Annotated in this window: 22 protein-coding genes; 14 read left to right on the top strand and 8 right to left on the bottom strand. The window is 69.5% G+C overall.

Translation table 11 applies throughout. The annotated features are described in order from the left end of the window. The first annotated feature begins 19 nt into the window (after positions 1–19). From ACX114_RS27495 to ACX114_RS27470, 6 genes are all read left to right on the top strand, one after another. A complete protein-coding gene (locus tag ACX114_RS27495) occupies positions 20–1,708 on the top strand; it encodes a methyl-accepting chemotaxis protein (RefSeq protein WP_459289310.1) in 1,689 nt (562 codons plus the stop codon). Positions 1,709–1,723: 15 nt separating this feature from the next. Further along, entirely contained in the window at positions 1,724–2,284 is a 561-nt protein-coding gene (locus ACX114_RS27490; RefSeq protein WP_459289308.1) for a chemotaxis protein CheW, read from the top strand. 4 nt (positions 2,285–2,288) lie between these two features. Then, positions 2,289–3,185, top strand: a complete 897-nt coding sequence (locus ACX114_RS27485) for a CheR family methyltransferase (RefSeq protein ID WP_459289306.1) — start codon at positions 2,289–2,291, stop codon at positions 3,183–3,185. An 86-nt stretch (positions 3,186–3,271) separates the two neighbouring features. Beyond that, positions 3,272–4,060 carry an SDR family NAD(P)-dependent oxidoreductase gene (locus tag ACX114_RS27480; RefSeq protein WP_459289304.1) on the top strand — a complete coding sequence of 263 codons (789 nt, stop codon included), beginning with the start codon at positions 3,272–3,274 and terminating at the stop codon, positions 4,058–4,060. A gap of 14 nt (positions 4,061–4,074) precedes the next feature. Then, the gene (locus tag ACX114_RS27475) at positions 4,075–5,019 is read left to right on the top strand and encodes a LysR family transcriptional regulator (protein ID WP_459289302.1); all 945 of its coding nucleotides are present in this window, start codon (positions 4,075–4,077) and stop codon (positions 5,017–5,019) included. A gap of 9 nt (positions 5,020–5,028) precedes the next feature. Continuing rightward, entirely contained in the window at positions 5,029–6,471 is a 1,443-nt protein-coding gene (locus tag ACX114_RS27470) for a DUF6891 domain-containing protein (RefSeq protein ID WP_459289300.1), read from the top strand. Here ACX114_RS27470 and ACX114_RS27465 read toward each other — a convergent pair. Further along, positions 6,455–7,357 (bottom strand): CPBP family intramembrane glutamic endopeptidase, encoded by a 903-nt coding sequence (locus ACX114_RS27465; RefSeq protein WP_459289298.1) that lies wholly within the window; start codon positions 7,355–7,357, stop codon positions 6,455–6,457. The genes ACX114_RS27470 and ACX114_RS27465 overlap by 17 nt on opposite strands. Before the next feature lie 100 nt (positions 7,358–7,457). Here ACX114_RS27465 and ACX114_RS27460 point away from each other — a divergent pair, with 100 nt between their 5' ends. Then, positions 7,458–7,838 (top strand): type II toxin-antitoxin system PemK/MazF family toxin, encoded by a 381-nt coding sequence (locus tag ACX114_RS27460; protein WP_459289297.1) that lies wholly within the window; start codon positions 7,458–7,460, stop codon positions 7,836–7,838. A 52-nt stretch (positions 7,839–7,890) separates the two neighbouring features. Here the strand turns inward: ACX114_RS27460 and ACX114_RS27455 are convergent, their stop codons facing one another. After that, on the bottom strand, positions 7,891–10,107 hold the full coding sequence (locus tag ACX114_RS27455; RefSeq protein WP_459289295.1) for an RCC1 domain-containing protein: 2,217 nt from the start codon (positions 10,105–10,107) through the stop codon (positions 7,891–7,893). Between the two features lie 275 nt (positions 10,108–10,382). Between ACX114_RS27455 and ACX114_RS27450 the strand changes: the two genes are divergently transcribed. Further along, the gene (locus ACX114_RS27450; protein ID WP_459289293.1) at positions 10,383–11,195 is read left to right on the top strand and encodes a HEAT repeat domain-containing protein; all 813 of its coding nucleotides are present in this window, start codon (positions 10,383–10,385) and stop codon (positions 11,193–11,195) included. Positions 11,196–11,201: 6 nt separating this feature from the next. On the opposite strand, the gene ACX114_RS27445 is transcribed toward ACX114_RS27450, so the two are convergent. After that, positions 11,202–12,026, bottom strand: a complete 825-nt coding sequence (locus ACX114_RS27445; protein WP_459289291.1) for a nuclear transport factor 2 family protein — start codon at positions 12,024–12,026, stop codon at positions 11,202–11,204. A gap of 72 nt (positions 12,027–12,098) precedes the next feature. On the opposite strand from ACX114_RS27445, the gene ACX114_RS27440 reads away from it, so the two are divergent. Then, positions 12,099–12,965 (top strand): LysR family transcriptional regulator, encoded by an 867-nt coding sequence (locus tag ACX114_RS27440; protein WP_459289289.1) that lies wholly within the window; start codon positions 12,099–12,101, stop codon positions 12,963–12,965. A 2-nt stretch (positions 12,966–12,967) separates the two neighbouring features. Here ACX114_RS27440 and ACX114_RS27435 read toward each other — a convergent pair whose 3' ends face one another. Beyond that, positions 12,968–13,846 (bottom strand): aldo/keto reductase family oxidoreductase, encoded by an 879-nt coding sequence (locus ACX114_RS27435; protein WP_459289287.1) that lies wholly within the window; start codon positions 13,844–13,846, stop codon positions 12,968–12,970. A gap of 94 nt (positions 13,847–13,940) precedes the next feature. On the opposite strand from ACX114_RS27435, the gene ACX114_RS27430 reads away from it, so the two are divergent. Further along, on the top strand, positions 13,941–14,849 hold the full coding sequence (locus ACX114_RS27430) for a LysR family transcriptional regulator (protein WP_459289285.1): 909 nt from the start codon (positions 13,941–13,943) through the stop codon (positions 14,847–14,849). 12 nt (positions 14,850–14,861) lie between these two features. Here ACX114_RS27430 and ACX114_RS27425 read toward each other — a convergent pair whose 3' ends face one another. Beyond that, on the bottom strand, positions 14,862–15,467 hold the full coding sequence (locus tag ACX114_RS27425; RefSeq protein WP_459289283.1) for a hypothetical protein: 606 nt from the start codon (positions 15,465–15,467) through the stop codon (positions 14,862–14,864). A 226-nt stretch (positions 15,468–15,693) separates the two neighbouring features. Here ACX114_RS27425 and ACX114_RS27420 point away from each other — a divergent pair, with 226 nt between their 5' ends. Continuing rightward, positions 15,694–16,911, top strand: a complete 1,218-nt coding sequence (locus ACX114_RS27420; protein WP_459289281.1) for an FAD-dependent monooxygenase — start codon at positions 15,694–15,696, stop codon at positions 16,909–16,911. Positions 16,912–16,931: 20 nt separating this feature from the next. Then, positions 16,932–17,489 (top strand): SMI1/KNR4 family protein, encoded by a 558-nt coding sequence (locus ACX114_RS27415; protein ID WP_459289279.1) that lies wholly within the window; start codon positions 16,932–16,934, stop codon positions 17,487–17,489. 3 nt (positions 17,490–17,492) lie between these two features. On the opposite strand, the gene ACX114_RS27410 is transcribed toward ACX114_RS27415, so the two are convergent. After that, entirely contained in the window at positions 17,493–19,217 is a 1,725-nt protein-coding gene (locus tag ACX114_RS27410; RefSeq protein WP_459289277.1) for a GMC oxidoreductase, read from the bottom strand. Positions 19,218–19,779: 562 nt separating this feature from the next. On the opposite strand from ACX114_RS27410, the gene ACX114_RS27405 reads away from it, so the two are divergent. Then, the gene (locus tag ACX114_RS27405) at positions 19,780–20,946 is read left to right on the top strand and encodes a DUF7151 family protein (RefSeq protein WP_459289276.1); all 1,167 of its coding nucleotides are present in this window, start codon (positions 19,780–19,782) and stop codon (positions 20,944–20,946) included. Positions 20,947–20,949: 3 nt separating this feature from the next. Here the strand turns inward: ACX114_RS27405 and ACX114_RS27400 are convergent, their stop codons facing one another. Together ACX114_RS27400 and ACX114_RS27395 are read right to left on the bottom strand one after the other, a co-directional pair. Further along, positions 20,950–21,555 (bottom strand): VOC family protein, encoded by a 606-nt coding sequence (locus ACX114_RS27400; protein WP_459289274.1) that lies wholly within the window; start codon positions 21,553–21,555, stop codon positions 20,950–20,952. Then, complete coding sequence (locus ACX114_RS27395) at positions 21,545–22,018, bottom strand: MarR family winged helix-turn-helix transcriptional regulator (protein ID WP_459289272.1); 474 nt, start codon at positions 22,016–22,018, stop codon at positions 21,545–21,547. Before ACX114_RS27395 ends, ACX114_RS27400 begins: the two co-directional genes overlap by 11 nt. 107 nt (positions 22,019–22,125) lie before the next feature. On the opposite strand from ACX114_RS27395, the gene ACX114_RS27390 reads away from it, so the two are divergent. Beyond that, complete coding sequence (locus ACX114_RS27390) at positions 22,126–23,910, top strand: DUF885 domain-containing protein (protein WP_459289270.1); 1,785 nt, start codon at positions 22,126–22,128, stop codon at positions 23,908–23,910. The last annotated feature ends 78 nt before the right edge of the window (positions 23,911–23,988 follow it).

Here is a 23,988-nt window from a genome sequence, read left to right as displayed (position 1 = left end):
TCTCTGTACCGGAGTCATCATGTTCAACAACCTGAGCATCACGGCGAAGCTGACGCTCGCCTTCAGCGCGATGGTCGCCATCATCCTCGCGCTGGTCGTGGTGGTGTACACGACCATCCTCAAGGTCTCCGTCACCGCCGAGGGCGACACCGAAAGCCAGAAGGTGCTGCTCGCCGTGCGCACCCTCGAGGGTGACATGGCCGACCTGGAGACCGGTCAGCGCGGCTTCCTCATCACCGGTGACGACAAGTTCCTGGAGCCCTACAACATGGCCCGGTTGAGCCTGTCGCAGAGCCTGGACAACATCCGCCAGCTCACCCAGAGCGACCGCCGCCAGCAGGAGCGCCAGCAGGAGATCCGCGACCTGTTCCAGCAGTGGATTGGCCAGCACCTGGAGCCGCTCATCGCCCAGCGCCGCGAGGTCAGCGCGGGCCGTGGGGACCTGGCGCAGCTCATCGCGGTGGAGCAGTCCGCGCGCGGCAAACAGACCGCGGACCGCATCCGCATGCAGCTCACCAAGCTGGCGGACGACGAGACGGCCCTGCTGGGCGAGCGCACCAAGCGCACCGCGGCCATGGTGGTGGACCTGTACAACCTGATCATCATGGGGGGCGCCCTGGGCGTGGTGCTCGCCGCCGCGCTGTCCTTCTTCCTCACCCGCAGCATCGTGCAGCCGCTGACGGAGGCCGTGCAGGTGACGTCGCAGGTGACGGCGGGTGACCTCACCGCGAACATCGTCGCCCGGGGCACGGACGAGACGGGCCGGATGATGGGCAGCATGCGGGAGATGATCCAGCGGCTGTCGGGCGTCATCAGCGAGGTGCGCGGCGCCGCGGGCTCGCTGTCGTCCGCGTCCCTCCAGGTGGCGTCCGCCGCGCAGGGCCTGTCGCAGGGCACCAGCTCCCAGGCGGCCTCCGTGGAGGAGACCACCGCCAGCCTGGAGCAGCTCAACGTGAGCATCCGCCAGAACTCGGAGAACAGCCGGGAGATGGAGCAGACGGCCGTCAAGGGCGCCCGGGACGCGGAGGAGAGCGGCCGCGCGGTGAAGGAGACCGTGGAGGCGATGAACGCCATCGCGGAGCGCATCTCCATCGTGGAGGAGATCGCCTACCAGACGAACCTGCTCGCGCTGAACGCCGCCGTGGAGGCCGCGCGCGCGGGTGAGCACGGCCGGGGCTTCTCCGTCGTGGCCACGGAGGTGCGCAAGCTGGCGGAGCGCAGCCAGAAGGCCGCGAAGGAGATTGGCGGCCTGGCCACCTCCAGCGTGAAGGTCGCCGAGCGCAGCGGGCAGCTCTTGACGGAGCTGGTGCCCGCCATCCGCCGCACGTCGGAGCTGGTGCAGCAGGTGGCCAACGCCTCGCGCGAGCAGTCCATCGGCGTGTCGCAGATGAACCGCGCCATGACGCAGGTGGATCAGGTCACCCAGCGCAACGCGTCCGCCGCGGAGGAGCTGTCCTCCACCGCGGAGGAGATGGCCACCCAGGCCGAGTCGCTGCTTCAGATGATGACCTTCTTCCGGCTGATGGAGGGCTTCAGCTACAACGCCCCCTCCATGCCGCGCCCGCAGGCTCCCCGGCAGCCGATGTCGCCCGCCCGGGGCCTCCAGGCCGCCGCGCAGGGGCCGCTCGCCACGTCCACGAATGGGGCGCTGGCCCGGCTCCAGAACGGCGCGGAAGCGCCGGCTCCCCATGACTTCCAGCGGTTCTAGGGAGGCGCGCGCACCATGAATGAGTCCACCGAACCGGGCGGCGGCCGGTCCAGCTACCTGAGCTTCATGCTCGCGGGCGAGGAGTACGCCGTGGGCCTCCTGCGAGTGCGGGAGATCATCGAACACCGCTCCGTCACGCGTGTGCCGGGGATGCCCGCGGCCGTGCAGGGCGTCATCAACCTGCGCGGCAGCGTGGTGCCCGTCGTGGACCTGGCGGTGAAGTTCGGGCTGCCGCCCCGGCCCATCACCCGCTGGTCCTGCTTCGTCATCGTGGAGGTGGTGCTCGACGGCCAGCAGACGGTGCTGGGCCTGCTGACGGACACCGTGCGCGAGGTGCTGGAGCTCAGCCCCGCGGACATCGAGCCGCCCCCGGCCTTCGGCACGCGCGTGCGGCTGGAGTTCCTGCGCGGGATGGGCCGCCACAACGACGCGTTCATCCTGCTGCTGGACCTGGACCGGCTCCTGTCGCTGGAGGAGCTGCTCAAGCTGACGGCCGCCACCGACGAGGCCTCGGCTCCGGCGGCCGCGGCCCCGGCGGCACCGGCCCCGGCGCCGGAAGCCTCGGGCAACGGGTGAGGCGATGAGCGGCGACGAGCCCTGGCCGCCGTCCGCGCTGCCTCCGGCGCTGTCGCGCTCGGAGCTGGAGATGTTCCAGCACCTGGTGGAGGCGGAGGCCGGCATCCACCTGTCGTCCGCCAAGAACGCGCTGGTGGCGAACCGGCTGTCGCGGCGGCTGCGGGAGCTGGGGCTGACGTCGTACGCCGCGTACCACGCGTATGTCACCACGCGGGGGAACGAGGCGGAGAAGGTGCGGATGCTCGACAGCCTCTGCACCCACGAGACGTCGTTCTTCCGTGAGCCCCGGCACTTCGACCTGCTGCGCGAGCACGTCTTCCCGGAGTGGGCGGCCCAGGCGGCGCAGGGCCGGCGGCCCCGGAGCATCCGCGTCTGGAGCGCCGGATGCTCCACGGGCGAGGAGCCGTACTCGCTGGCCATGGAGCTGCTGGAGGCGTTCCCCAAGGGCTCCGGGTGGAGCCTGGAGATCGTCGCCACGGACCTGTCCACCTGGGCGGTGAAGCGCGCGGAGGAGGGCCTCTGGAGCCTGGAGCGCTCCCGGACCATTCCGCAGCTGCTCTTGCGCAAGTACATGCTCAAGGGCGTGCGCACCCAGGAGGGCATGATGACGGCGGGCCCGGAGCTGCGGTCCTTCATGCGCTTCGCCCGCGCGAACCTGCACGCGCCGGCCACCTGGCCGGTGGGGCCGTTCGACATCATCTTCTGCCGCAACGTGCTCATCTACTTCGGCGCGGAGGCTCGGGCGCGCGTCATCCAGGGCCTGCTGTCCCGGCTGCCGGAGACGGGCTACTTCTTCCTGGGGCACGCGGAGAGCCTGATTGGCATCACCGCGGCGGCGCGCTCCGTGAGCGCCAACGTGTACACGCCGCGCCCGGGACCGCCGTTCCCGTCGCGCGAGTAGGGCGGAGGCGCCGCTTTCCATTTCTGGAAAGCAGGTGCCCGCCGCTGTCCGTTGTCGCGGGGGTGGCCGGCGCCCATCCTTGCCCCATGAAACGATTCGATTTCGCGGGCAAGACGGTGCTGGTGACGGGTGCATCCATGGGCATCGGCGCGGAGTTCGCGCGGCGCTTGTCCCGGCGGGGCGCCACGGTGGTGCTGGTGGCCCGGAGCGAGGCGAAGCTGGAGGCGCTCGCGGCGGCGCTGGGCAACGCGCATGTGATTCCCGCGGACCTGACCGCTCCGGGCGCGCCCCAGCGGCTCCTCGAAGCGGTGCGCGCGAAGGGGCTGGAGGTGGACGTCCTGGTGAGCAACGCGGGGTTCGGGCTCCACGGTGGCTTCGACGTGCTGCCCTTGAAGGACCAGTTGGAGCAGATCGACCTCAACGTCCATGCGCTCGTGGAGCTGACGCACGTCTTCCTGCCCATGCTGGAGCGGCGGCAGGGAGGCGTCATCCACGTGGCCTCCATGGCGGCGTACCAGCCGACGCCATACATGGCGGTCTACGGCGCGACGAAGGCCTTCGTCCTGTCCTTCAGCGAGGCGCTCTGGGCAGAGTACCGCGAGCGCGGCGTGCGCGTCCTTGCCCTGTCACCTGGGGCCACGGACACGCCGTTCTTCGAGCGCTCAGGGGAGGGGGCCTCGCCCGGCAGGAAGGCGCGCCCGGAGGACGTGGTGGAGGTCGGACTCGATGCATTCATCGCGGGGCGCTCGTCGGTGGTGCATGGCCTTGGCAACCGGCTCGCGGCCTTCGCCAACCGGTTCTTCTCCCGGGAGCTCAGCGCGAAGGTCATCGCGCGGATGACCCGGCCGAAGACGCCCGTGCTTCCGGCGACCTAGAGTGCTTTCCATTCATGGAAAACAAAGTGCCCGCCTGGGATGACCTCCGCGTCCTGCTCGAAGTGCATCGAGGCGGCAGCTTCCTCGCGGCGGGGCTCACGCTGGGCCTGTCGACGTCCACGGTGGCGCGCCGCATCGGGGCGCTGGAGAAGGACCTGGGGCGCGCGCTGGTCCACCGCACCTCGCAGGGCGCGTGGCTGGAGAAGGAAGCGCTGGAGCTCATCGCGCTGGCAGAGAGCTTCGAGCAGTCCCTGCGTGCGCACCGGCGTGATGGCGGTGGAGGCTCTCCCTACGCGGGCCGGATTCGCATCTCCCTCCCGGACGGCTTCCTGACGGGAGCGGCGGAGGCGGCGACCCGCTTCCGGCGGCTGCATCCGGAGACACGGATTGAAGTGATTTCGGAGCTCCGGTTCGTGGACCTGTCCTCGCGCGAGGCGGACATCGGCGTACGGGGTGGCCGGTCCTCCTCTCCGGTGCTCGTTGACAAGCCATTGGGGGAGGTCGTGAGTGGCCTCTACGCGAGCGAGGCCTACCTCTCGCGCTCCCTCCCCAAACGCTTCCTGGGCGCTGGCGACTACGGCGAGCAGAACTTCGTCGTGGAGGACGAGACGCCTCGCGGGCAGGGCCCCGCGCAGTGGTTGATCCAGCGGGGTGCGTCCCGTTTCCCCTTCCGCTCCAACTCGATGGAGGCGCGGCTGCACGCGGCGAAAGGGGGCATGGGGCTGGTCATGCTTGGGATTGGCGCGGAGACGCAACATCTGGAGCTGCGCCGGGTGCGGCTGGAGACGCCGCTGCCGTCGCTCCGCTTCTACCTCACGATGCACAAGGACCTGCGCAAGGTCCCCCGCATCCGCGAGTTCGCCAAGACCTTCGAGACCGTGTTCGCGGAGTACCTGGCCGCGCAGGCCGAAGCAGAGGCAACACCTCGCACGAAGAGGCCTCGCTCCCGGATGCGCTAGCGTTGCCGGATGGAAGAGACATGGGTGTACGAGCAGGTGCGTGCCATCACGGATGACGTGCTGGAGGATGTCCCGCACGTGGGCATCCATGTGGATCGATGGGGACGCGTGCACGTGTCCATCGACCTCGTCAACCCGGACACGGGTGAGCTCCTCGAACGCGTTGTCGCGAACTCGCGCGGTGGCGTGATGCGACCTGAGCTCGTGGCGAAGGAGGGGCTCACCGCGAAGGTGGAGGAGCTGGCGCGGCGCCTGAAGACCCTGGACCGCGGTGAGCCCCATCCCCTGGAGGAATGGGACACGCAGCTCGCCGCCATTGGCCGGAGCGTGATGGCGGGGTCGGGCGAGGACGCCGTGTTCTGGTTGGACGACGAGGGCCACTGGCAGGTGGGAATCGAGTCGTTCATCGGCGAGGACGACTGGCGCTTCGTGTACCGGGTGCTGGCGACGACGCGCGGGGACGTACCCATGCCGTTGCTCGCGGAGAGGCTCGGGCTCCTGCCGCGTGCACAGGAACTGGCCCGGCGGTTGGGTGAGCTGGTCGCGCGACTCCCGCTCCCACCAATGGACGAAGAGCAGTCCCCGCTGATTCCGGATGCGCTGGCGAACCTGATGTCCGGCTTCAACCAGGCCATCGACTCCCTGGACCGCGTGCCGGACTACACCGGAGGCGGAGCCTGGGACCACCTGGATGACGACCGCGTCCGCCGTGAGGTGATGAAACAGTTCGCCCGGGTGGTCCATGCGCGCGTCGAAGAGGAGAAGCAGTGGCCGGAGGTCATCGAAGCGGACCGGCTGGAGGCCGCCTTCGACGACCTGAAGCGCGACGGCATCGTGACGAGGATGGGCGCCACCGATACCCTGAGCGGAGGGTGGACCTACGTCCGGGAGGACGCGCACGCATGGGAGGAGCGCGGCTTGAAGCCGTGGGGCGCGGCCTTCTTCCACGGGCAGGACATCGACCACGCGCTGAAGGGAAACCCGCTCCACATCGCGTTCGGCTCGCTGGACGAAGGAGAGGTCCCAGAGAAGGACGCCGCGGTGGGACAGGCCGTCGTCAACGCCCTCCGGAAGTATGACTTCGCTCCCAGATGGAACGGCAGCGAGACGACCCGCATCGAGCTCCGCCCGGCCTTCACCTGGCGGCGGCGGCGCTCGCGCGTCGACACCCCCGAGAACGTCGTCCTGTACGCGCTCGACGCCAGTCTGGTGGCGCTGTTTCCCCGCCTGCGTACCCTGCGGATGCGGTTCGGGGACATGACTGTGTATGACCTGGACCGGATGCGCTCGGACAGCCTGGAGGCCATCACCCTCCAGTTCGACCGGGATGCGCAGGCCCGGGATGCGCTGCCGGATCTGCTGGAGCGGGTGAAGGAGCGCTTCCCCCGGCTCCAGACCGTCACCGTCACCGGGGACGGTGGCTTCGAGGAGACCGTCAGCGTGGCTGCGTGAGCGCCGGAGCCTCGTCGGGGCGGGGTTGTGCCTCCGGCTCCAGCGCTGCGGAACCCTTCCAACGCGTCAGGGCCACGATGGCCACGCCCAGGATGACGACGCTGAAGATGGACGCCTCCAGGCCATAGGCGCCGCCCGTGAGCCACTCCGGACGGCCCTGGAAGACAGGCGTCCACCAGCCGTGGGCTTCTTTTCCGCTGATGCCGAAGCCCATCGTGCCCAGGAACCAGTTCCACCCCATGTGCACGCCGACCGGCAGCGCCAGGTGCCGCGTGCGCAGGTAGCACAGGCCCAGCATCCAGCCCGCCATGAAGGTGGTGATCATCGCCACGACGCGCGTGGGGACCTCCATCTCCGGGGTGAAGGGGTGGGCCAGGCAGAAGAGGAGGGAGATGACCCCCTGCGCCCAGCGCGTGCCCAGGCCCCGGATGGCGCGCTGGAAGAGGTAGCCGTGGAACAGCGCCTCCTCGAAGAGGCCCACGCCCAGCATCACCCAGGCCAGCTTCACGACCGCGGTCCCCTGGACGTTCGCGGCGCGCTCCAGGTGGTAGCCACCGGCCATCCAGCCGAGCAGGGCCACGAGCCCCACCAGGACCACGCCCCCCAGAACCCCCACGCCCAGGTCACGGCCCGCGCGCCGGTCCGGCGACATGCCGAGCGACGTCAACGTCACGGGCTGCTTTTCGAGATAAAGGAAGTCGAGGCTCACGAGCAGCACGCCCAGGAAGCCGAAGAAGGGGTTCGGCACGAAGGGCCGGACTGCCGCGGGCAGCAGGGTCTGGAGCCACATCAGGATGCCGGCCAGGACGGCGGACACCACGATGAAGCCGGCGCCCTTCCAGCCATTGCGCAAGCGCCCTTCGCCATCCCGGAACACGGCCTTCATATGCTCGACCTCGCGGCGTGGTTGCGTTCCCTGCCTACAACCAACGCGCGACTTCGGGAAGGATTGCCCCCGTTCGACACGGCATGGCACAACCCGGCGCATGAGCACGGGGCCGAAGACGATTCGCCGGGGGGAGCTGTACTGGTGCGAGCCGGACGAGGCCCGGGGCTCCGTGCCGCCCATCGCCCACCCGCACCTCGTCATCCAGGACGACGTCTTCAACCGCTCCCGCATCCACACCGTCATCGTCTGCGCGCTCACCTCCAATCTCAGGAAGGCGAACGAGCCCGGCAACGTGCTGCTCGAAGTGGGGGAGGGCGGCCTGGCGAAGCAGAGCGTCGTGGTCGTGTCGCAGGTGTCCTCGGTGGAGAAGTCACGGCTCGGCGAGCGCATCGGGGCGCTCTCCGAAGCACGGGTCGAGCAGGTCCTCGCGGGCCTGCGCTTCCAGCAGGCGTCCTTCTTCCGCGATCCGGATGTCTGACCCGGAGCGCGGGTAGCCTTCCGCGCTCCGGACCGGGTGTTTCACGGTGTCATCAATACAGCAGGGAGCGGATGGGGACGGTGGCGTTGACCGGATACCCGCTGCCGAGCTGCCCGGCCGAGTTGTAACCGAAGCCCCACAGCGTGCCGTCCGAGCGCAGGGCCAGCGTGAACGTTTCACCCGCGGCCACGGCGGTGGCACCACTCAGCCCCACCACCGGTAACGGCGTGGCGACCAGGTTGTCGAGCCCCGCCGGGTTGCCCAGACAGCCGTAGATGTTCGCGCCCCAACCCCAGAGCGAGCCGTCCGTGCGTGCCGCCACGGCGTGGTAGGCCGCCGCCGCCACGACGCCCGCCCCGCTCCACTGGGTGACCTGGTAGGGCACGGAGTGGTTCGTGTAGGTGCCGTCGCCCAACTGCGCATATCCGTTGTCTCCCCATGCCCAGAGGGTGCCGCCCGTGCGGAAGGCGAAGGAGGACGTGCCGCCCGCGCCCAGGGACACGACGCCGCTCAACCCGGCCACCTGCACCGGCAGGGGCCGCGAGGTGGTGGTGCCGTCGCCCAGCTCGCCGCTGAAGTTCGACCCCCACGCATGCACCGTGCCGTCCGAGCGCAGGGCCAGGCTGTGGAACGTGCCCGCCGCCACCGCGACCACGCCGCTCAGTCCCGCCACCTGCACCGGGGACTGCCGGCCCACGGTCGTGCCGTCGCCCAACTGTCCCAGGCCGTTGTAGCCCCAGCTCCACACGGTGCCGTCGGCGCGAAGCGCGAGCGTGTGGTAGTCGCCAGCGGCCACCGCGATGACGCTGCCCACGCCCGTCACCTGGCCCGGGAACAGACTGCCCGCGGTGCTCCCGGTGCCCAACTGCCCCCAGGAATTGCTGCCCCAGGTCCATACGGTGCCGTCGGAGCGCAGCGCCACGGAATGCTCGAGGCCCGCCGCCACGCCCGTCATGAAGGACAGGCCGGGGACCTGGGTGGGCGCGGCGCGGTTGCTCGTGTTGCCGATGCCCAACTGGCCCTGGGGATTGAAGCCCCAGGCCCAGAGCGTGCCATTCGAGCGGATCGCGACGGCGTGCGCCTTGCCAGCGGCCACCTTTGACACGCTGCCAATGACGGACACCGCGCTCGGCGTGACGCGCGTCCCGAGCGTCCCGTCCCCGCGCTGGCCCGCTTCAGAGGTGCCCCACGCCCACAGCGTCCCGTTACCGAGCGCGGCCAGGGAGAAGCCACTGCCCGCGGCGATGGCGACGGCGCCGGAGAGGCCGGGCACGCGGATGGGAGTGTTGCGCTGCGTCTGGGTGTCATCCCCCAGCTCTCCCCAGCTGTTCTGCCCCCACGCCCAGAGGGTGCCGTCCGCGCGCACCGCGAGCGAGTGATTGAAGCCCGCCGAGACGGAGACGGTCGGCTCCTGGTTCGAGAGGCGCACGGGCAGGTTGTAGGACGTGGAGTTTCCGGTCCCGAGCGCCCCGTAGCCGTTGCCGCCCCACGCCCAGACGGTGCCATCCGCGCGCACCGCGAGCGAGTGGTAGCCGCCCGCGGCGAACGCCGTGACCTGGGTGAGCCCGGTGACGGCGACGGGCAGGGTGCGGTCCGTGTTGGTGGCATCTCCCAGTTGACCATAGATGTTCCTGCCCCAGGCCCGGAGCGTGCCGTCCGCGCACAGGGCCAGGCTGTGGCTGGAGCCTGCTGCCACGGCGACGACACCGGGCAGCCCGGTGACCAGGCCTGGCGTGGAGCGGTTCGTGTTGGTGCCGCTTCCGAGCTGCCCCTGGCCGTTGTAGCCCCAGCTCCAGACGGTGCCGTCGGAGCGCACGGCGAGGACATGGTTGTCACCGGCCGCCACGGACACCACATTGGCGAGCCCGGTCACCTGCACGGGCGTGGAGCGCTGGGTGGTGGTGCCGTCGCCCAGTCGTCCGTAGTTGTTGCCGCCCCAGGCCCAGACCGTGCCATCCGAGCGCAGCGCCACGGAGAAGTTCCGGCCCGCGGAGACCGCGGTGACGTTGGCGAGCCCCTGGACGCGAACCGGGGTTCCTCGCTGGACGGTGGTTCCGTCGCCCAGCTCTCCCAGGATGTTCCAGCCGGAGGCCCAGACCGTGCCGTCCGGACGGACCACCAGCGCATGCGACACGCCGGCCGCGACCCGGGGCGGGGCGACCAGCGCGGAAACCCGCCGCCCCGGTGCCGCTTCCGGCGAGTCCACCTCCGTGCCGTACGCGGTGAGGCTCAGCAGCACCCCGAAACACAGACACCAAAGCCTGCTCATGACGCTCGTCGAATGGCTGCGCATTCCTTGGACTCCTTCGCGGGTAGACGCATGCCCGGGGCCGTCCGGCCCGGCGTGATGTCTTGGTTCCAGGGCATGCCCCCGCTGAACGAACGCGCTGTTTGTTCCGTGGTGGGTATTTTTACTTTGGGTGAATGCAAACGTTCGCGGCCGGACAGAGCCTGGCAGACAGATGACCCACGTCGACAAGGCTGGCTGTCCTGGAGTGCGCCAGGACGGCCACGCCCCGCGGGCTTTGGCGCTACGCTCGTCGCGTGGGACACGAACCAGACCCGGATGACCGGACGGTGGAGACGCTGGTGGCCACGGCGCTGCGGGGCGTGCCGGAGGGCTCCGAGGCGTGGGAGGCCATTTATGCCCTGCACCGCAGGGGTGGGGAAGACGTCTTCAACGCCGCCAGCGCGCTGCTGCGCTCGCGGCTCCCCGGGGAGCGAGCACGGGGCGCGGACATCCTGGCGCAGCTCAAGCTTCCCTCCGACGTGCGGGAACTCGCCGCGGACGCGATGCTGGCGCTGCTCCACAAGGAACAGGACGCGCGGGTCCTGTCCTCGCTCATCGCGGGCCTGGGCCACCTGGGGGTCGCGAGGGGGCCGTCGGCGATTGCCCCCTTCCGGGACCATGCTTCCGCCAAGGTCCGTGGCACCGCGTTGATCAGCCTCCTGAAGTCGCCCGGTGCTGAGCCGCTGTCCGTGCTCCTGCCGTCCCTGGATGACACGGACGAGGGCGTCCGGGGGCTGGCGATGGCCCACCTGCGGCTCCTCTCTCCAGAGGTCGATACGCCCGCGCTCCGGGACTCGCTCGTGCGCCGCATGGACGACGCAAGCCCCGCGCTTCGGGCTGAAGCCGTGCTCCTGCTCGCGCAGCGCAAGGACTCGCGAACGCTGGAGCCGCTGCGCAGGGCCCTCCGCCGCTCACGCGTCCGACAGGAGTTCGTGGAAGCCGCAGGCGCCTTGGGAGACCCATCGCTGCTCCCTGTGTTGCGAGCATTGGAGGGGCAACGTCAGGACGACCGTCCCTTCACCCGCGCACTGGCTGAAGCCATCGCCGCGTTGGCACAGGTGTCCTGAGGCGTCTCACGGAGCCGGAAGGGGATTGCCCCAGGCCGCGGCGGAGATGCGCCACTGCCCGCCGGTTCGCACCAGCAGCAGATGATCGATGAAACGCACGCCTCCCACGCGGACCTCCAGCTTCGCGGCGGCCACGTTCCCCCGGACCTCCACCTTCAGGATGTTCCAGGGACTCTCCCGGTCCTGGATGCCCGCCTCCGCGTTCGCCGCGTAGCGGGCCGCGGCCTCCGACAATGTCCCCCACGCGAAGGGCACGCCTTCGACGTTCACGCGGTAGTAGAGGCAGTCCGGTGTATGTGATTGGTGCAGCAGCGCGTGGCTGTAGAGCGCGTGCGCTTCGATCTTCGCGTCCAGCACCGCGCGAATCTCCTCCTGCGAGGAATCAGACCCGGCCGCGCTCTCTCCCGGCGCGAGCCGCTGGAACACCTTGCCCACGATGCGCCAGCCCACCGGTGTCTCCACCACGAGCAGCAGGTCATCGAACGTGTGGTCCGGCCAGTGGGAGACGGCCTCCATCAATGCGAAGGGACCCTCCCGGTCGAGCACCGTCATCCCGCGCCTGGCCGCGGGCTGAGGCGCTTTCGCGGCCGCATCCAGCGCCTGCCACCACTCCAGTTGCGTCCGGGTCCGCAGCGTCCCATCCACCCAGTGCATGCGCACGTCCGGATGGAACGCGGACCGCAGCAGCCGGCTGGAGCCGGTGTCGGAGGCCTGGAAGTACGCCTGCACGGCCTGCTCGGGACCGGCATGAAGGCGCGCAGAGGGGAAGGGGCCTGTCCGTGCACAGGCCGTGAGCAGCGCGAGCGTCACCAGCGGAAGGGTCTTCGACATGCCCGTCAAGGTGCGCGTTCACGCGCAGGGACGCCAATTGATAGTGGCGGGGCGAATCCATAGAAAGCCTCGATGGACTTCCCAGACCTCCCCTTCCTGCGCACGTTCGTGACCGTCTACGAATCCCGGGGCGTGACGGAGGCCGCGGCGCGCCTGCACCGCACCCAGCCCACGGTGAGCTATCAACTGCGCCGGCTGGAGGAGACGCTCGGCGCGCCGCTATTCGAGCGCCGGTCCGCGAGGCTCGTGCCCACGCCCCTGGCGGACCGGCTCTTCCGGTTCCTCGGAGGCTTCGCCCGGGACGTGCATGCGGTGTTGCAGGGGGACGAGGAGGACCGCCCGCTGGAGATCGCCGCGGTGTCTGGCTTTGGCCGCTACGTGCTCTTCCCGCTGCTGCGGGAGTCGAAGTCACTTCACCGGACGCTGACGCTGCGCTACCCGCCAGCGGAGGAGGTCTTCCAACAGGTGCTGGAGGGCCAGGTGGACGTGGGCTTCTCCTTCCGGAGCACGGTGCATCCCCGGCTCACGCTGACACCGGTCTACGAGGAGCAGCTCGTGCTCGTCGCGGGGCGGACCTGGGCGCGGCGCCTGCGCGTGCAGGAGCACTTCCAGGACGTGCCGCTGGTGACCTACGACGAGGGGGACTACGTGGTGGGCCGGTGGCTGGGCCACCACTTCGGCCGGCGCCATCCCCACTGGTACAGCACCGCGCACTTCGAGGAGCTGGAGGAGGTGCTGGAGTGGGTGGCGCTGGGGCACGGCGTCGCCGTTGTCCCTGGCTTCTGCATCCCGAAGGGGCGGGGCCTGGGCGTGGTCAGCTGGGGCAAGCCCGCGCTGACCAACAGGGTGCATGCCGTGCAACGCACCCAGGCCCCCGTGCGGCCCGTCGTCGCGGAGCTGCTGGCGCGGCTGCGCGACGGACGTGGAGACGCTTCCTGAGCTCAGGCGGGCTGGGCGCTCGCCACGGAGTCCAGCTCCTTGAGCGCGTCCTCCGGCAACTTGAGCTCGCCCGCGGCCAGGTTCTCCTTCAGGTGCGCGACGGACGACGTGCCGGGAATGAGGAGGATGTTGGGCGAGCGGTGCAGCAGCCACGCCAGCGCGGTCTGCATGGGCGTCGCGTTCAGGCGGGCCGCGACGGTGGACAGCGTGGACGACTGCAGCGGGCTGAAGCCACCCAGCGGGAAGAACGGCACGTAGGCGATCTTGTCCTTCGCGAGCGAGTCGATGAGCGCGTCGTCATCCCGGTGCGCCAGGTTGTAGTGGTTCTGCACGCAGACGATGTCCGCGATGCGCCGTCCCTCCGCGACCTGCGTCGCCGTGACGTTGCTCAGCCCGATGTGGCGCACCAATCCCTTGCGCTGGAGCTCGGCGAGGGCAGAGAGGGGCGCCTCAATGGAGCCTTCGGCGGGCCCGTGCGTGTCGAACATGATGCGCAGGTTGACCACGTCCAGCACGTCCAGCCCCAGGTTGCGCAGGTTGTCGTGCACGGCCTGGGTCAGCTCTTCCTTGGAGAAGGCGGGGAGCCAGGAGCCGTCGTTGCCGCGCCGGGCGCCAATCTTGGTGACGATGACGAGGCCGTCAGGGTAGGGCGACAGCGCCTCGCGGATGAGCTGATTGGTGACGTGCGGGCCATAGAAGTCGCTGGTGTCGATGTGGTCCACCCCACGGGCCACGACCTCGCGCAACACGGCCCGGGCGGCGTCCGGGTCCTTCGGCGGGCCGAAGACGCCGGGTCCCGCGAGCTGCATGGCCCCATAGCCGAGGCGCTTCACGGGGCGGCCCCCGAGGGGGAAGGTGCTGGATGAATCGATACCGGGCATGCTCCATCTCCTTTTGAGATGCAGCATGAATAGCCACCGTGGACTTTCTGCATAACGGGGCACGACCCGTACAGGTTGTGCGGAGCGGCGAACAGTGAAGGTCGACCTGGGTGATTTGAACGCCTTCGTGGTGGTGGCGAGGGCCCGCAGCTTCCGCGAGGGGGCGCGCCTGAGCGGGAGCAGCGCGTCCTCGCTGAGCGACGCGGTCCGCCGGCTGGAGGAGCGGCTGGGCGTCCGCCTGCTCAACCGGACGACGCGCAGTGTTGTCCCGACTGAAGCCGGGGAAGGCCTGCTGGAGCGCCTGGCGCCCGTGCTGACGGAGATGGAGGCCGCGCTCGACGTGGTGAACGGCTTTCGCAGCCGGCCCGCGGGCGTGCTGCGCCTCAACGTGCCCATCAGCGCGTCACGACTGGTGCTGCCGCGCATCGTGCCGCCGTTCCTCGCCGCGTACCCCGACATCCACCTGGAGGTCATCACCGAGGACAGCTTCGTGGACGTCATCGCGGCCGGCTGTGACGCGGGCATCCGCTACGACGAGCGGCTGGAGCAGGACATGATCGCGGTGCCCATCGGGCCGCGCGTCCAGCGCCACGCCACCGCCGCGTCCCCGGCGTACCTGGAGCGGCATGGGCGGCCAGAACATCCCCGGGACCTGCTGCGGCATGCCTGCCTGCGCGGGCGCTTCGCGAGCGGCGCGATGACGCTCTGGGAGTTCGAACGGGACGGCGAGGTGGTGACGGTCGAGCCCACGGGACCGCTCATCGTGCGTGCGGGCGGAGGGACGGACCTCGCTGTCGACGCGGCGATCGCGGGCACCGGCATCGTGCACCTCTTCGAGGACTGGCTGCGCCCGCATCTGGACAGCGGCGCCCTGGTGCCCGTGCTCGAACCCTGGTGGCAGCCCTTTCCGGGGCCATTCCTCTACTACCCGGGGCGGCGCTTCGTGCCCGCGCCGCTCCGGGCGTTCATCGACTTCATCAAGGCTCCAGAGGCCGCGCCTTGACGCCAGCGAACGTCACGGCTCGGAAATGCTCACGGTGAAGCCCTTGGGGACACTGGAGTCATCCAGCACGTGCACGAAGGCCTGGGCGGTCCACTCCACGTCGACGGTGCCGGGGGCCTCGACCGTGCCGGAGTCCGAGTTGCCCTGGACGTCGAAAACGACCTGCAGGGTCCACTCGCAGCCTTGATCCGTCGGGCAGTTCTCGCCGAGGTACGTCACGCTCTCCACCGTCACGGCGACGTCGGGCTCCAGGATGCCGCTCTGGCTTCTGGAGACGAGCTCCCCCTCGAGGTAGCCGATCGCCAGCGACGGAGGCGGCGTCTGGATGGGGTCTCCCGGCGTCCACTTCGCCTTGGCCTGGATGTGCAGCTCTCCGTCCATCGGATCCGACGACTTCTCCTTCGAGGAGGTCCGGACGACCAGCGTGCGCGTGACCTTGAAGGTCTCCGCCGTCAGGCGGAAGGGCGCGCCGGTGTAGACCGGGGACGCGACGTCGTCGGACTGGGCCCGCGAGGTGGCCACGACGCTGACACAGGCCAACAACAGCACCACGCGTGACGCCCAGGTGCGGGTCGTGGTGGGGATTCGCTCGAAGACGGAGGGACGGGCTCGGCGCATGGCTTCCTCGGGCAGGCGTGAAGGTTCCGGGCGTACGGGGAACGCCGGGTGGCGCGACGCAGAGCAATCGCAATGCCACGCACTCCCAGAGGGACACGGGGCCTGAGCGCCATGCTCCAGCGTCACAATCACGACATGTGTGTCACATGCCCGCCTGGCCTGAGCGCGCTCGACATGTCTGAACGGACGACATCGGAGGAGGCTCGGGTCCTGTAGAAGGCCCGCCATGAAGCCTCCTCGCATTGTCATCGTGGGCGGTGGCCCCGCCGGAATGGTCCTCGCGTATCAGTTGGTCACGAACGGTGTGCCGGTCCGCGTCCTGGAGCGCCATCCGGACTTCGAACGCGAGTTCCGCGGCGAGCTCCTCCAGGCGCCGGTCGTCGAAGCCCTGAAGTCCGCGGGGCTCTTCACCGCGCTGCTCGAGCGGGGGCACGCCCTGCCGGACATCGAGCGGGTCATGTACGTGGGCGAGCGCCGCACGGTCCGTGTGCCGGGTCCCCGGGAGGTGGGGGCCGTGGTGTCGCAGCCCGGAATGCTCGCGCTGCTCCACGAGCAATGCCTGCGTCATCCGCACTACCGCATGGACTTCGGCACCACGGTGATGGACGCCGTGCGGGAGGAGGGGCGCGTGGTGGCGCTGAGGACCCGCCGCGACGGCGTGGAGGAGCGCGTCGACGGGGACCTCTTCATCGTGTGCAACGGGCGCAACAGCCATCTGCGCAAGTCCTGCGGCCTGGAGACCGAGCAGTTCGAGTCGACGGCCGACGCGCTCTGGCTGCGCTTCGACCTTGCTGATGCGCCGGAGGTACTGCCCACGTCGCTCCAGGTGCACATGTTCGGCAAGGGGCGGGTGGTCGTCTTCCAGCCGTCCACGCGGCACCGGCTGCACATCGCCTTCAGCGAGCCGGGCGACCTCAACGGGCTGCGCAAGGACCTCCCGGAGCTGCGCCGGAGGCTGCTGCCCACGGTGCCGGAGAAGCTCCGTCCCCACGTGGAGCGCAAGCTCGACGAGCACACGGAGTGGCAGGTGCTGCGGATCCTCGTGGACCGGGTGAAGCGGTGGCATGCCCCAGGGGTCCTCTTCCTGGGAGACGCGGCGCACACGATGTCGCCATCAGGAGGGCAGGGGCTGAACCTGGCCATCAAGGACACCTTCGTGGCCGCCAACCACCTGCTGGATGCCATTCGTGAAGGCCGGCCGCTGGGCGCGGCGGTCTTCCAGAAGATCCAGGACGAGCGTCAGCCCGAGGTCGACCGTGTGCAGGCGGGGCAGACGCGAGCGGGACAGATGGTGCTCAAGCCGCTCGGCGTGCTTCACCTGATGTTCACCGTCCTGGGCGCGGTGATGGCCGTCGCGGGCAAGAAGATGCAGGGCACGGCCGGGCCCACCGCCGAGCCGCGCTACTTCACACCGCTCGCGCGTGGTACGCCACAGGCTCATTGAACCGGGAAGGAGTCCAGGGAATGCCGAGCGCGATCGAAGCCATCAACACCCTGAAGGAACGACTGGCTCGCGAGCAGGGGCTTCCCATCCGGGCCGTGAGTCTGACTCCGGTCAGTGAGGAGGAATTGCGCCCTCTGGAAGATGCGCTGGGCCCGCTGCTTCCCAAGTCCTATCTCCAGTTCATCACGCGGCACGGCCTGTTCCGCGCGACAGATGACGCGGGCCACGAGCGGGCACGGATGCTGAGCCCCGCCGAGGTGCTGGAGCAGCACGCGGGGTACCAGGAGTTCGTGGATGAGGACTCCTTCGGCGAAGAGGAGGACGAGCGGGAAGCCGCCTTGCGCGAGCTGGAGGTGCGCAGGCGGCTCATTCCCTTCCAGTACATCGCCAGCTCGTCCGTGCATGACTTCTACAGCTTTGACACAGGATGGCGCCGCGACGAGGGCATGCTCATCTTCAAGGCCTACCACGACGATTTCGACCTCGCGCCGTGGTTGCTGGATGAGGCCCCGGATACCTCCGGATGCACGTTCGACTTCGACGAGCACCTGAACCAGGTCCTTCGCGAGCTTCTCTAGGCCTCAGCCGCGCAGCCGGTCCGCCAGGTCCTGGGCCAGGCCGCACATGGTCAGCGTGGGGTTCCACGAGCCCGACGTGGGGAAGAGCGCGCCGCCCGTCACGTAGACGTTGTGCACGCCGTGCGGCCGGTAGTCCAAACCGACCACCGACGTCGCCGGGTCCCTGCCCATCCACAGCGGCGAGGCCTCGTGCACGATGATGTTCAGGCGGATCTGCTTCCGGTCCGGCCGCTCCGACTGCCAACGGCCACCATCGCCGCTCGCGTTGTCGTCGACCCAGTACTCGACCTCCGGTCCCTCGCAGCCCGCGCGCCCGGCCATGACGTCGATGGCCTGATACGTCGCCTCGTCGAGCACGTCCCACAGCCGGTGGTCCTGCTCGCCGGGCTGGAGCTGGAGGGTGATGTTGGTGGCGGGGTCGGTGCCGCCGTTCATGCGGATCCAGTTGTCGGGGTTCTTCTCGCTCACCTCGCCCAGGGTCGCGCAGACGAACACGACGTAATCCTCGGAGCCCTTCAGCTGCGCCATCGACGCGACGGCCGCCGCGTCCGGGGCCTCATGCGCGATGGTGCTCTCGTCCGCCTCCGGGTTGGCGGAGGCGAAGGCGCTGGTCTGCACGTGGTACTGCAAGCCATTGGGCGCCTTGCCGTCCAGGTAGGTGGCGCCAATCTCCAGCGCGGACAGGTCGTTGAACGCCGAGCGCTTCACGCGCGCCGTGATGTGAGACATGAAGTGGCCGGTGTAACGCTTGCCGATGTTCGGCAGGGCCTCCTTGAAGGAGTTCATCAGCAGCGTCGCGGGCGGGATGGTCCCCATCGCCAGCACGACCTTCGCCGAGCTCACCGCCAGCGGGCCTCGGCTCGTCTCCAGCGCGGTGACCGTTCCATGGCCGTCATGCACCAGCCGGTCCACGACGCAGTGGTCGACGATGGTCAGGGGCTGTCCCTTGCCCCGGGCCGCCAGCGCCTTCTGCGATTGCTGTAGGTCCAGCAGCGTGCCGACCGTGGAGTACTTGTAGAACTTCACGCCCTTCCAGGGGGTATTTCCCACGGCGATGGGCGCCGGGAACGCGCTCTCCGCGGAGGGCACGTAGCGCTTGAAGTTCTCCCGGAGGTTCACGTCGATTTGATGCTGGAGGCTGCCGTAGACGCCGTCGTGGACCCGGTCCATCGGGGTGACGTGCAGGAACGCGCGGGCGCGGTCCCAGAAGCCCGGCTGGAGCGTGACGTCGATCAGCTCCTGGGGCCAGTCGCGCATCAGGTCGGGCGTCGGGGCGGGGCACCAGGCGCTCCAGTAGGTCGAGCGTCCGCCCAGCACGGGGATGTAGCCGGCCTGGAAGAACTCCAGCTCCGTGGTCGCCATCCGCGTCGTGCGCGTCCACGGGTAGGTGGTGGGCGGTGAGCCCGTCGCGGCCTGGAAGGCGAGCGGGAGCATCTGGTAGTGCGTGGGCAACCAGAAGCCGCCCCGCTCCAGCACCAGGATGCGCGCGTTGGGGTTGTGCTTCAGCGTCTGCTCGATGAACGCCACACCGGTGGGGCCGGTGCCAATCACGATGAAGTCATACGCGGAGGACTGGATGGCGCTCCAGTCGTTCGGCGTGGCGAAGAAGGCCTGTCCGGCGATCTGATCCGCGCTGGCCTCCTGCGGCCCGGGGACGGGATAACCGAGCGAGATTCCTTTCGGAATGTTTCGGGAGCCAGCGAAGAACTTCTTGTAATTGGCGGCCATGGGACCTCTTCACGCATGCGGGGCTGGAGGTGCTTGCCTTTGGGGTTGCAGCGGGCATGCCGTGAGCCGGATGCAGGGCGCGCCATCCGTGAGCGCCTCTGGGGCCGGGTGGCCGCCGCGTTGCGTCCGGAAGCGCTCGCGTTCACCTGGAACGCGGGACGGATGGACGCACGGCCCGCGAGTGGGGTAACCGTGCGTGGCACGTTCATGGCAGTTGTTTCACGCGGTCCGGGCATCCCCCGGACACCCGTGTGTGCCCTGGGGGCTTGGATTGCGCGCATCTCTTTCGACAGGTGTTGTCCGTACGCAGTGGCTGCGAGCGCTGCTCGCCACCGGAGTCCTGGGCCTCGCCGCCTGTAAGGGCTCGGCGGGAACCTCGGGGGCAGAGGGTCCTCCAGGTGCCCAGGGTGAGTCGGGTGCTCCGGGGGCTCCAGGGGCTCAAGGTCCGCAAGGCGCCCAGGGTCCGCAGGGAGCACCCGGGCCGCAAGGGGCGCAGGGGGAGCCGGGGGCACAGGGCGCACCAGGAGCAGCCGGGGCTCCAGGTCCGCAGGGGCCCCAGGGATTGGGCACGCTGATCTCCGCCGTGCCCGAGCAGCCGGGTCCCAATTGCGCGACGGGCGGCATGCACCTGACGGCCGGTGTCGACCGTAACCGCGACGGGACCCTGAACGAGGAGGAGGTGGATCCGTCCTCCAACAAGTTCCTCTGCAACGGTGCGCAGGGGCCGCGGGACCCGGAAGGCCAGCAAGGTTCGCAGGGGCCGCAGGGCGAGTCCGGAGCCCTCGCGTTCTATGGCGACGGCTCCGCGGGGGACCTCATCTTTTCGGCCGATCGCCAGCCGGTGGACTTCTCCGGGGGGTACGCGAGCCTCCCGAAGGAGGCCAACCTGATGTTCCGCAACGTCACCATCGACGGGTCGGTCACCTTCGCGAGCGGGACGATGATTCGCGCCACGGGCGACATCATCATCAATGAGTCAGGCCACATCGGGGTCAGCCCCGAATTCCAGATCGAGCCCGGCAACCCCGCGCGCAAGGGCATCGCCATGTCTGGCGCCTCCGGGAGCCAGGGCGGAAAGGGATTGGTCTCGGGGCGCGCCGGGATTCTCAGCCGCGCCGACCTGGAGGGCGGCGGCAACGGCTACAGCGCCACGACGGACAACAACGTGTCTGGCGGGGTGGGCGGACCCAGGCTCATCCTCGCCGCCAGGGGCAACATCATCATCCGGGGAACCATCGACGTCGCCGGTCGCCCTGGCATCAACCTCAATCCCACCAGGAACCCGGGGACCGCGGTCGCGGGAGCGGGTGGCGGTGGAGGTGGCGTCGTCAGCCTCATCTCGCGTGGACTCATCACGGTGGCGGGCAACGGGAAGATCTCCGCCAACGGAGCTCCCGGGGCCAATGGCTGGCAGGGTTCCAATCCGGTGACAGGCCAGATGTACGGCGGTGGTGGCGGCGGAGGGGGCGGTATCATCCACTTCCTCTCCGCGAATGTTCCCAGCATCGAGAACCTGGATCGCCTCAATGTCACCAGCGGTGCCGCGGGCCAGCCTGGTGTTTCAGGCACTCCCACGACCCTGGCGCAGGCAGGGGGCGGCGGGGGCGCGTCCGGGGGCGGGGGCGGCAACGGGACCACCTCCACGTCTGGAAGCGGCGCGGCCCAGAACGGGGCGCCGGGACAGCTCAGGAAGACGGTGACGCCCCAGCCCGAGCTGCTCTTCTTCTGAACCTCACCGCTGCCGAGGCGTGTCCCCCAACGCCTCGGCCAGCTCCGCCCGGGCCGCGAGCGCTTGCTCCCGTTCCTTCTCCGTCCCGGCGTCCGGCTTCTTCAGCGCGGCATCCAGCACCTTCGCGGCGGCGGCGTCATCGCCCTTGAAGTCGCGCAGGCGCCGGGCCGTCTTGAGCGCCTTGCCGAGGAGGGAGGCCGGTGCTTCTCCCTCATCGCCATAGCCTTCCGGTTCATCCCTCCGGATGAACATGAGCGAATTGCCAGAGGGGTCGGTGAGGGTGAAGCGCGTCTGCCCCTTGCGCATGCGAGTCATGCGCGGGAGCCCCCGGACGGGAGTCCGCCCATAGGCCTTCCGCAGCGCATCGAGGAAGCGCGCGTGGAGTTCCTCCACTTCGTCCACGATGATCAGACAACTGCTGAAGGCCTTGAGTGGATCCAATCCCTTCAGGCCGAAGAAGTGGAGCTGGGCGCCTCCGCGCCGGGTCGCCGCGTAGGGATTGGGTGCGCGTTGTTGGTACGTCACCTCGAACCCGAGCAGCGCGTAGAACTCGAGCGTCGATGCGAGCTCCACGCAGGGGAGCAGGGGGATGCTGGTGTCACCTGTCATGGGGGCGCTCCGCTTGGGTCAGGTCCTCTTCGAGCCGCAGGCGCGCTTCACGGACGCCCTCGAGCGCCGCGGTGAGCAGCGCCGGAGGCAGGCTCGTGCCCAGCCGGTCCGCCCACGCGGCGTGCGCCTGCTCGACCTTGCGCAGCGCGCGGCGCCCGGCGGCCGTCAGGGCAACGCACTTCGCCCGCTGGTGGTGCGGGTTGTCGACGAACTCCACGAACCCGTCGCTCGCGAGCGCGTCCGCCGTCTGCTGCACGCTCTGCCGCGCGAGCCCCATCGTGCGCGCCACGGCCGCGACCGTGGCGGGGCCATGGTCGATGACGCCCAGCACCTGCCAGCGGGCGCTCGTCAGTCCCGCCGGAGCGCTCAGCCGGTCTCCGGCCTGGAGCAGCAACCCGTTCAACTGGAACACCTCCAGGACCAGGGCGCTGAAGGTCTCTGCTTTCGGGGTCAGCGGTGGCATTGGCAGGAACCTGTCAATTCGGCAGGTCCCTGTCAATGCTCTGAGTCGCTTGTCGGGGGAGGGGCCTTGGGCGACGCTGCCCGCGTCTCCTTTCCCCCAGAGGCTCCATGAAGGCACTGCGAACCCCGAGCGTCCTCGCCGCGTTGCTGCTGCTGTCCCCTGGATGCACCTCCCGTCCCGAGGTCCGGGCGGAAGCGCAGGCCACCGCGCCCGCGGAGTCCTCCGCGCAGGTGGCGCTGCGAGGCTTCGTGGACGCGTACTTCGAGGAGCACTTCCGCCGCTCGCCGATGTCCGCCACGTCCGCGGGCGTGCACACGTATGACGGCGAGCTGCGCGGCTTCCGCCCCGAGGACCGGGCGTCGCACCTGGCGTTCCTGAAGGACCGGCTCGCGGCGCTGCCCAAGACGGTGGACCGGGCTTCGCTGCCGCCCGGTGACCGGGCTGACTACGACATCCTGGAGAACCACCTCCGCGCGCGCATCCTGGACCTGGAGACGGTGCGCTCGTGGGAGCGCAACCCGAACGCCTACCTGGGCTTCGCGTCCAACGCCGTGTACCAGCTCATCAACCGCGACTTCGCGCCGCTGGAGGAGCGGATGCGCTCGGCGGTGAAGCGCATGGCGGTGGTGCCGGAGGTCTTCGCGGTGGCGCCGGCGAACTTGAAGAACCCGCCGAAGCTGTGGACGGAGATCGCCCTGGAGCAGGCGAAGGGCACGCGTTCGCTCTACGCGCAGACGCTGCCGCAGGCCTTCGCGCCGGTGCGGGACGCGGCGCTCCAGGAGGACTTCAAGAAGTCGCAGGCGCGCTGCCTGGAGGCCATTGATGGCTACATCCGCTTCCTGAAGGACGACCTGCTGGCCCGCTCGAATGGGGACTTCGCCATTGGCGAGGAGACGTACCGCCAGAAGCTCCAGTACGAGGAGGGCGTCACGGAGAGCATCGACTCATTGCTGGCCTGGGGGCGCGCGGAGATGAAGCGCACGCAGGACCAGTTCCGCGAGGTCGCGGGACGGATTGCCCCGGGCAAGGCGCCCATGGACGTGTACCGCGAGCTGGGCAAGGAGCACCCGACCGGCGCGGAGCTGGTGCCCACCACGACGGCGACGCTGGAGGACATCCGCCAGTTCCTCATCGACCGCCGCATCATCACCGTGCCCAGCGAGGTGCGCGCGAAGGTGGCGGAGACGCCGGTGTTCAGCCGCGCGCTGTCCTTCGCGAGCATGAGCACGCCCGGCCCGTTCGAGACGAAGGCGACGGAGGCCTACTACTACGTGACGCCGCCGGATCCGGCGTGGAGCGCGGAGCAGGCCGAGCAGCACATGAGCTTCTACAACCGCTACGCGCTGCCGCTCGTCTCCATCCACGAGGCGTACCCGGGGCACTACGTGCAGTTCCTCTGGACCAATCGCATCCAGTCCAAGGTGCGCCGGCTCCTGGGCTCCGGCTCCTTCAGCGAAGGCTGGGGCCTGTACACGGAGCAGATGATGCTGGACGAGGGCTACGGCGGCACGGGCCCGCAGGCGGACCGGCTGCGGCTGAACCAGCTGGCGCTCTACCTCCAGCGGTTGGCGCGCTACGTGGCGGGCCTGTCCCTGCACACGCGAGGAATGACGTACGACCAGTCCGTGAGCCTCTTCGAGAAGGAGGCCTACATGACGCGCATCAACGCGGAGCGCGAGGCCCGCCGTGGCACGTCCGACCCGACGTACCTGGTGTACGCGCTGGGCAAGAAGATGCTGATGGAGCTGCGCGAGGACGCGAAGGTGAAGTGGGGCAAGGACTTCACCCTCCAGCGCTTCCACGACGCCGTGGTCTCCCACGGCTACCCGCCCGTGCCCATCGTGAGGCAGCTGCTGCTCGGTGAGGACACGCCGCCCTCCGCGCCTCGCTAGTCATTGCTGGCATGGACCTGTGCGGCGCCCGGCCGTACAGGTCTTTCCGTTACGAGCATTCCGGGCAGGGATTGTTGT

It is taken from the genome of Corallococcus sp. M7, assembly GCF_054512695.1.
Note: the sequence above shows the minus strand (reverse complement) of the source record. Positions and strands in the feature narration are given on the sequence as shown.

Excerpts from the sequence above, each read along its gene's own strand:
- ACX114_RS27495 (WP_459289310.1), top strand. The coding sequence starts at position 20 with ATGTTCAACAACCTGAGCATCACGGCGAAGCTGACGCTCGCCTTCAGC.
- ACX114_RS27490 (WP_459289308.1), top strand. The coding sequence starts at position 1,724 with ATGAATGAGTCCACCGAACCGGGCGGCGGCCGGTCCAGCTACCTGAGC.
- ACX114_RS27485 (WP_459289306.1), top strand. The coding sequence starts at position 2,289 with ATGAGCGGCGACGAGCCCTGGCCGCCGTCCGCGCTGCCTCCGGCGCTG.
- ACX114_RS27480 (WP_459289304.1), top strand. The coding sequence starts at position 3,272 with ATGAAACGATTCGATTTCGCGGGCAAGACGGTGCTGGTGACGGGTGCA.
- ACX114_RS27475 (WP_459289302.1), top strand. The coding sequence starts at position 4,075 with ATGGAAAACAAAGTGCCCGCCTGGGATGACCTCCGCGTCCTGCTCGAA.
- ACX114_RS27470 (WP_459289300.1), top strand. The coding sequence starts at position 5,029 with ATGGAAGAGACATGGGTGTACGAGCAGGTGCGTGCCATCACGGATGAC.
- ACX114_RS27465 (WP_459289298.1), bottom strand. The coding sequence starts at position 7,357 with ATGAAGGCCGTGTTCCGGGATGGCGAAGGGCGCTTGCGCAATGGCTGG.
- ACX114_RS27460 (WP_459289297.1), top strand. The coding sequence starts at position 7,458 with ATGAGCACGGGGCCGAAGACGATTCGCCGGGGGGAGCTGTACTGGTGC.
- ACX114_RS27455 (WP_459289295.1), bottom strand. The coding sequence starts at position 10,107 with ATGAGCAGGCTTTGGTGTCTGTGTTTCGGGGTGCTGCTGAGCCTCACC.
- ACX114_RS27445 (WP_459289291.1), bottom strand. The coding sequence starts at position 12,026 with ATGTCGAAGACCCTTCCGCTGGTGACGCTCGCGCTGCTCACGGCCTGT.
- ACX114_RS27440 (WP_459289289.1), top strand. The coding sequence starts at position 12,099 with ATGGACTTCCCAGACCTCCCCTTCCTGCGCACGTTCGTGACCGTCTAC.
- ACX114_RS27435 (WP_459289287.1), bottom strand. The coding sequence starts at position 13,846 with ATGCCCGGTATCGATTCATCCAGCACCTTCCCCCTCGGGGGCCGCCCC.
- ACX114_RS27425 (WP_459289283.1), bottom strand. The coding sequence starts at position 15,467 with ATGCGCCGAGCCCGTCCCTCCGTCTTCGAGCGAATCCCCACCACGACC.
- ACX114_RS27420 (WP_459289281.1), top strand. The coding sequence starts at position 15,694 with ATGAAGCCTCCTCGCATTGTCATCGTGGGCGGTGGCCCCGCCGGAATG.
- ACX114_RS27415 (WP_459289279.1), top strand. The coding sequence starts at position 16,932 with ATGCCGAGCGCGATCGAAGCCATCAACACCCTGAAGGAACGACTGGCT.
- ACX114_RS27410 (WP_459289277.1), bottom strand. The coding sequence starts at position 19,217 with ATGGCCGCCAATTACAAGAAGTTCTTCGCTGGCTCCCGAAACATTCCG.
- ACX114_RS27400 (WP_459289274.1), bottom strand. The coding sequence starts at position 21,555 with ATGACAGGTGACACCAGCATCCCCCTGCTCCCCTGCGTGGAGCTCGCA.
- ACX114_RS27395 (WP_459289272.1), bottom strand. The coding sequence starts at position 22,018 with ATGCCACCGCTGACCCCGAAAGCAGAGACCTTCAGCGCCCTGGTCCTG.
- ACX114_RS27390 (WP_459289270.1), top strand. The coding sequence starts at position 22,126 with ATGAAGGCACTGCGAACCCCGAGCGTCCTCGCCGCGTTGCTGCTGCTG.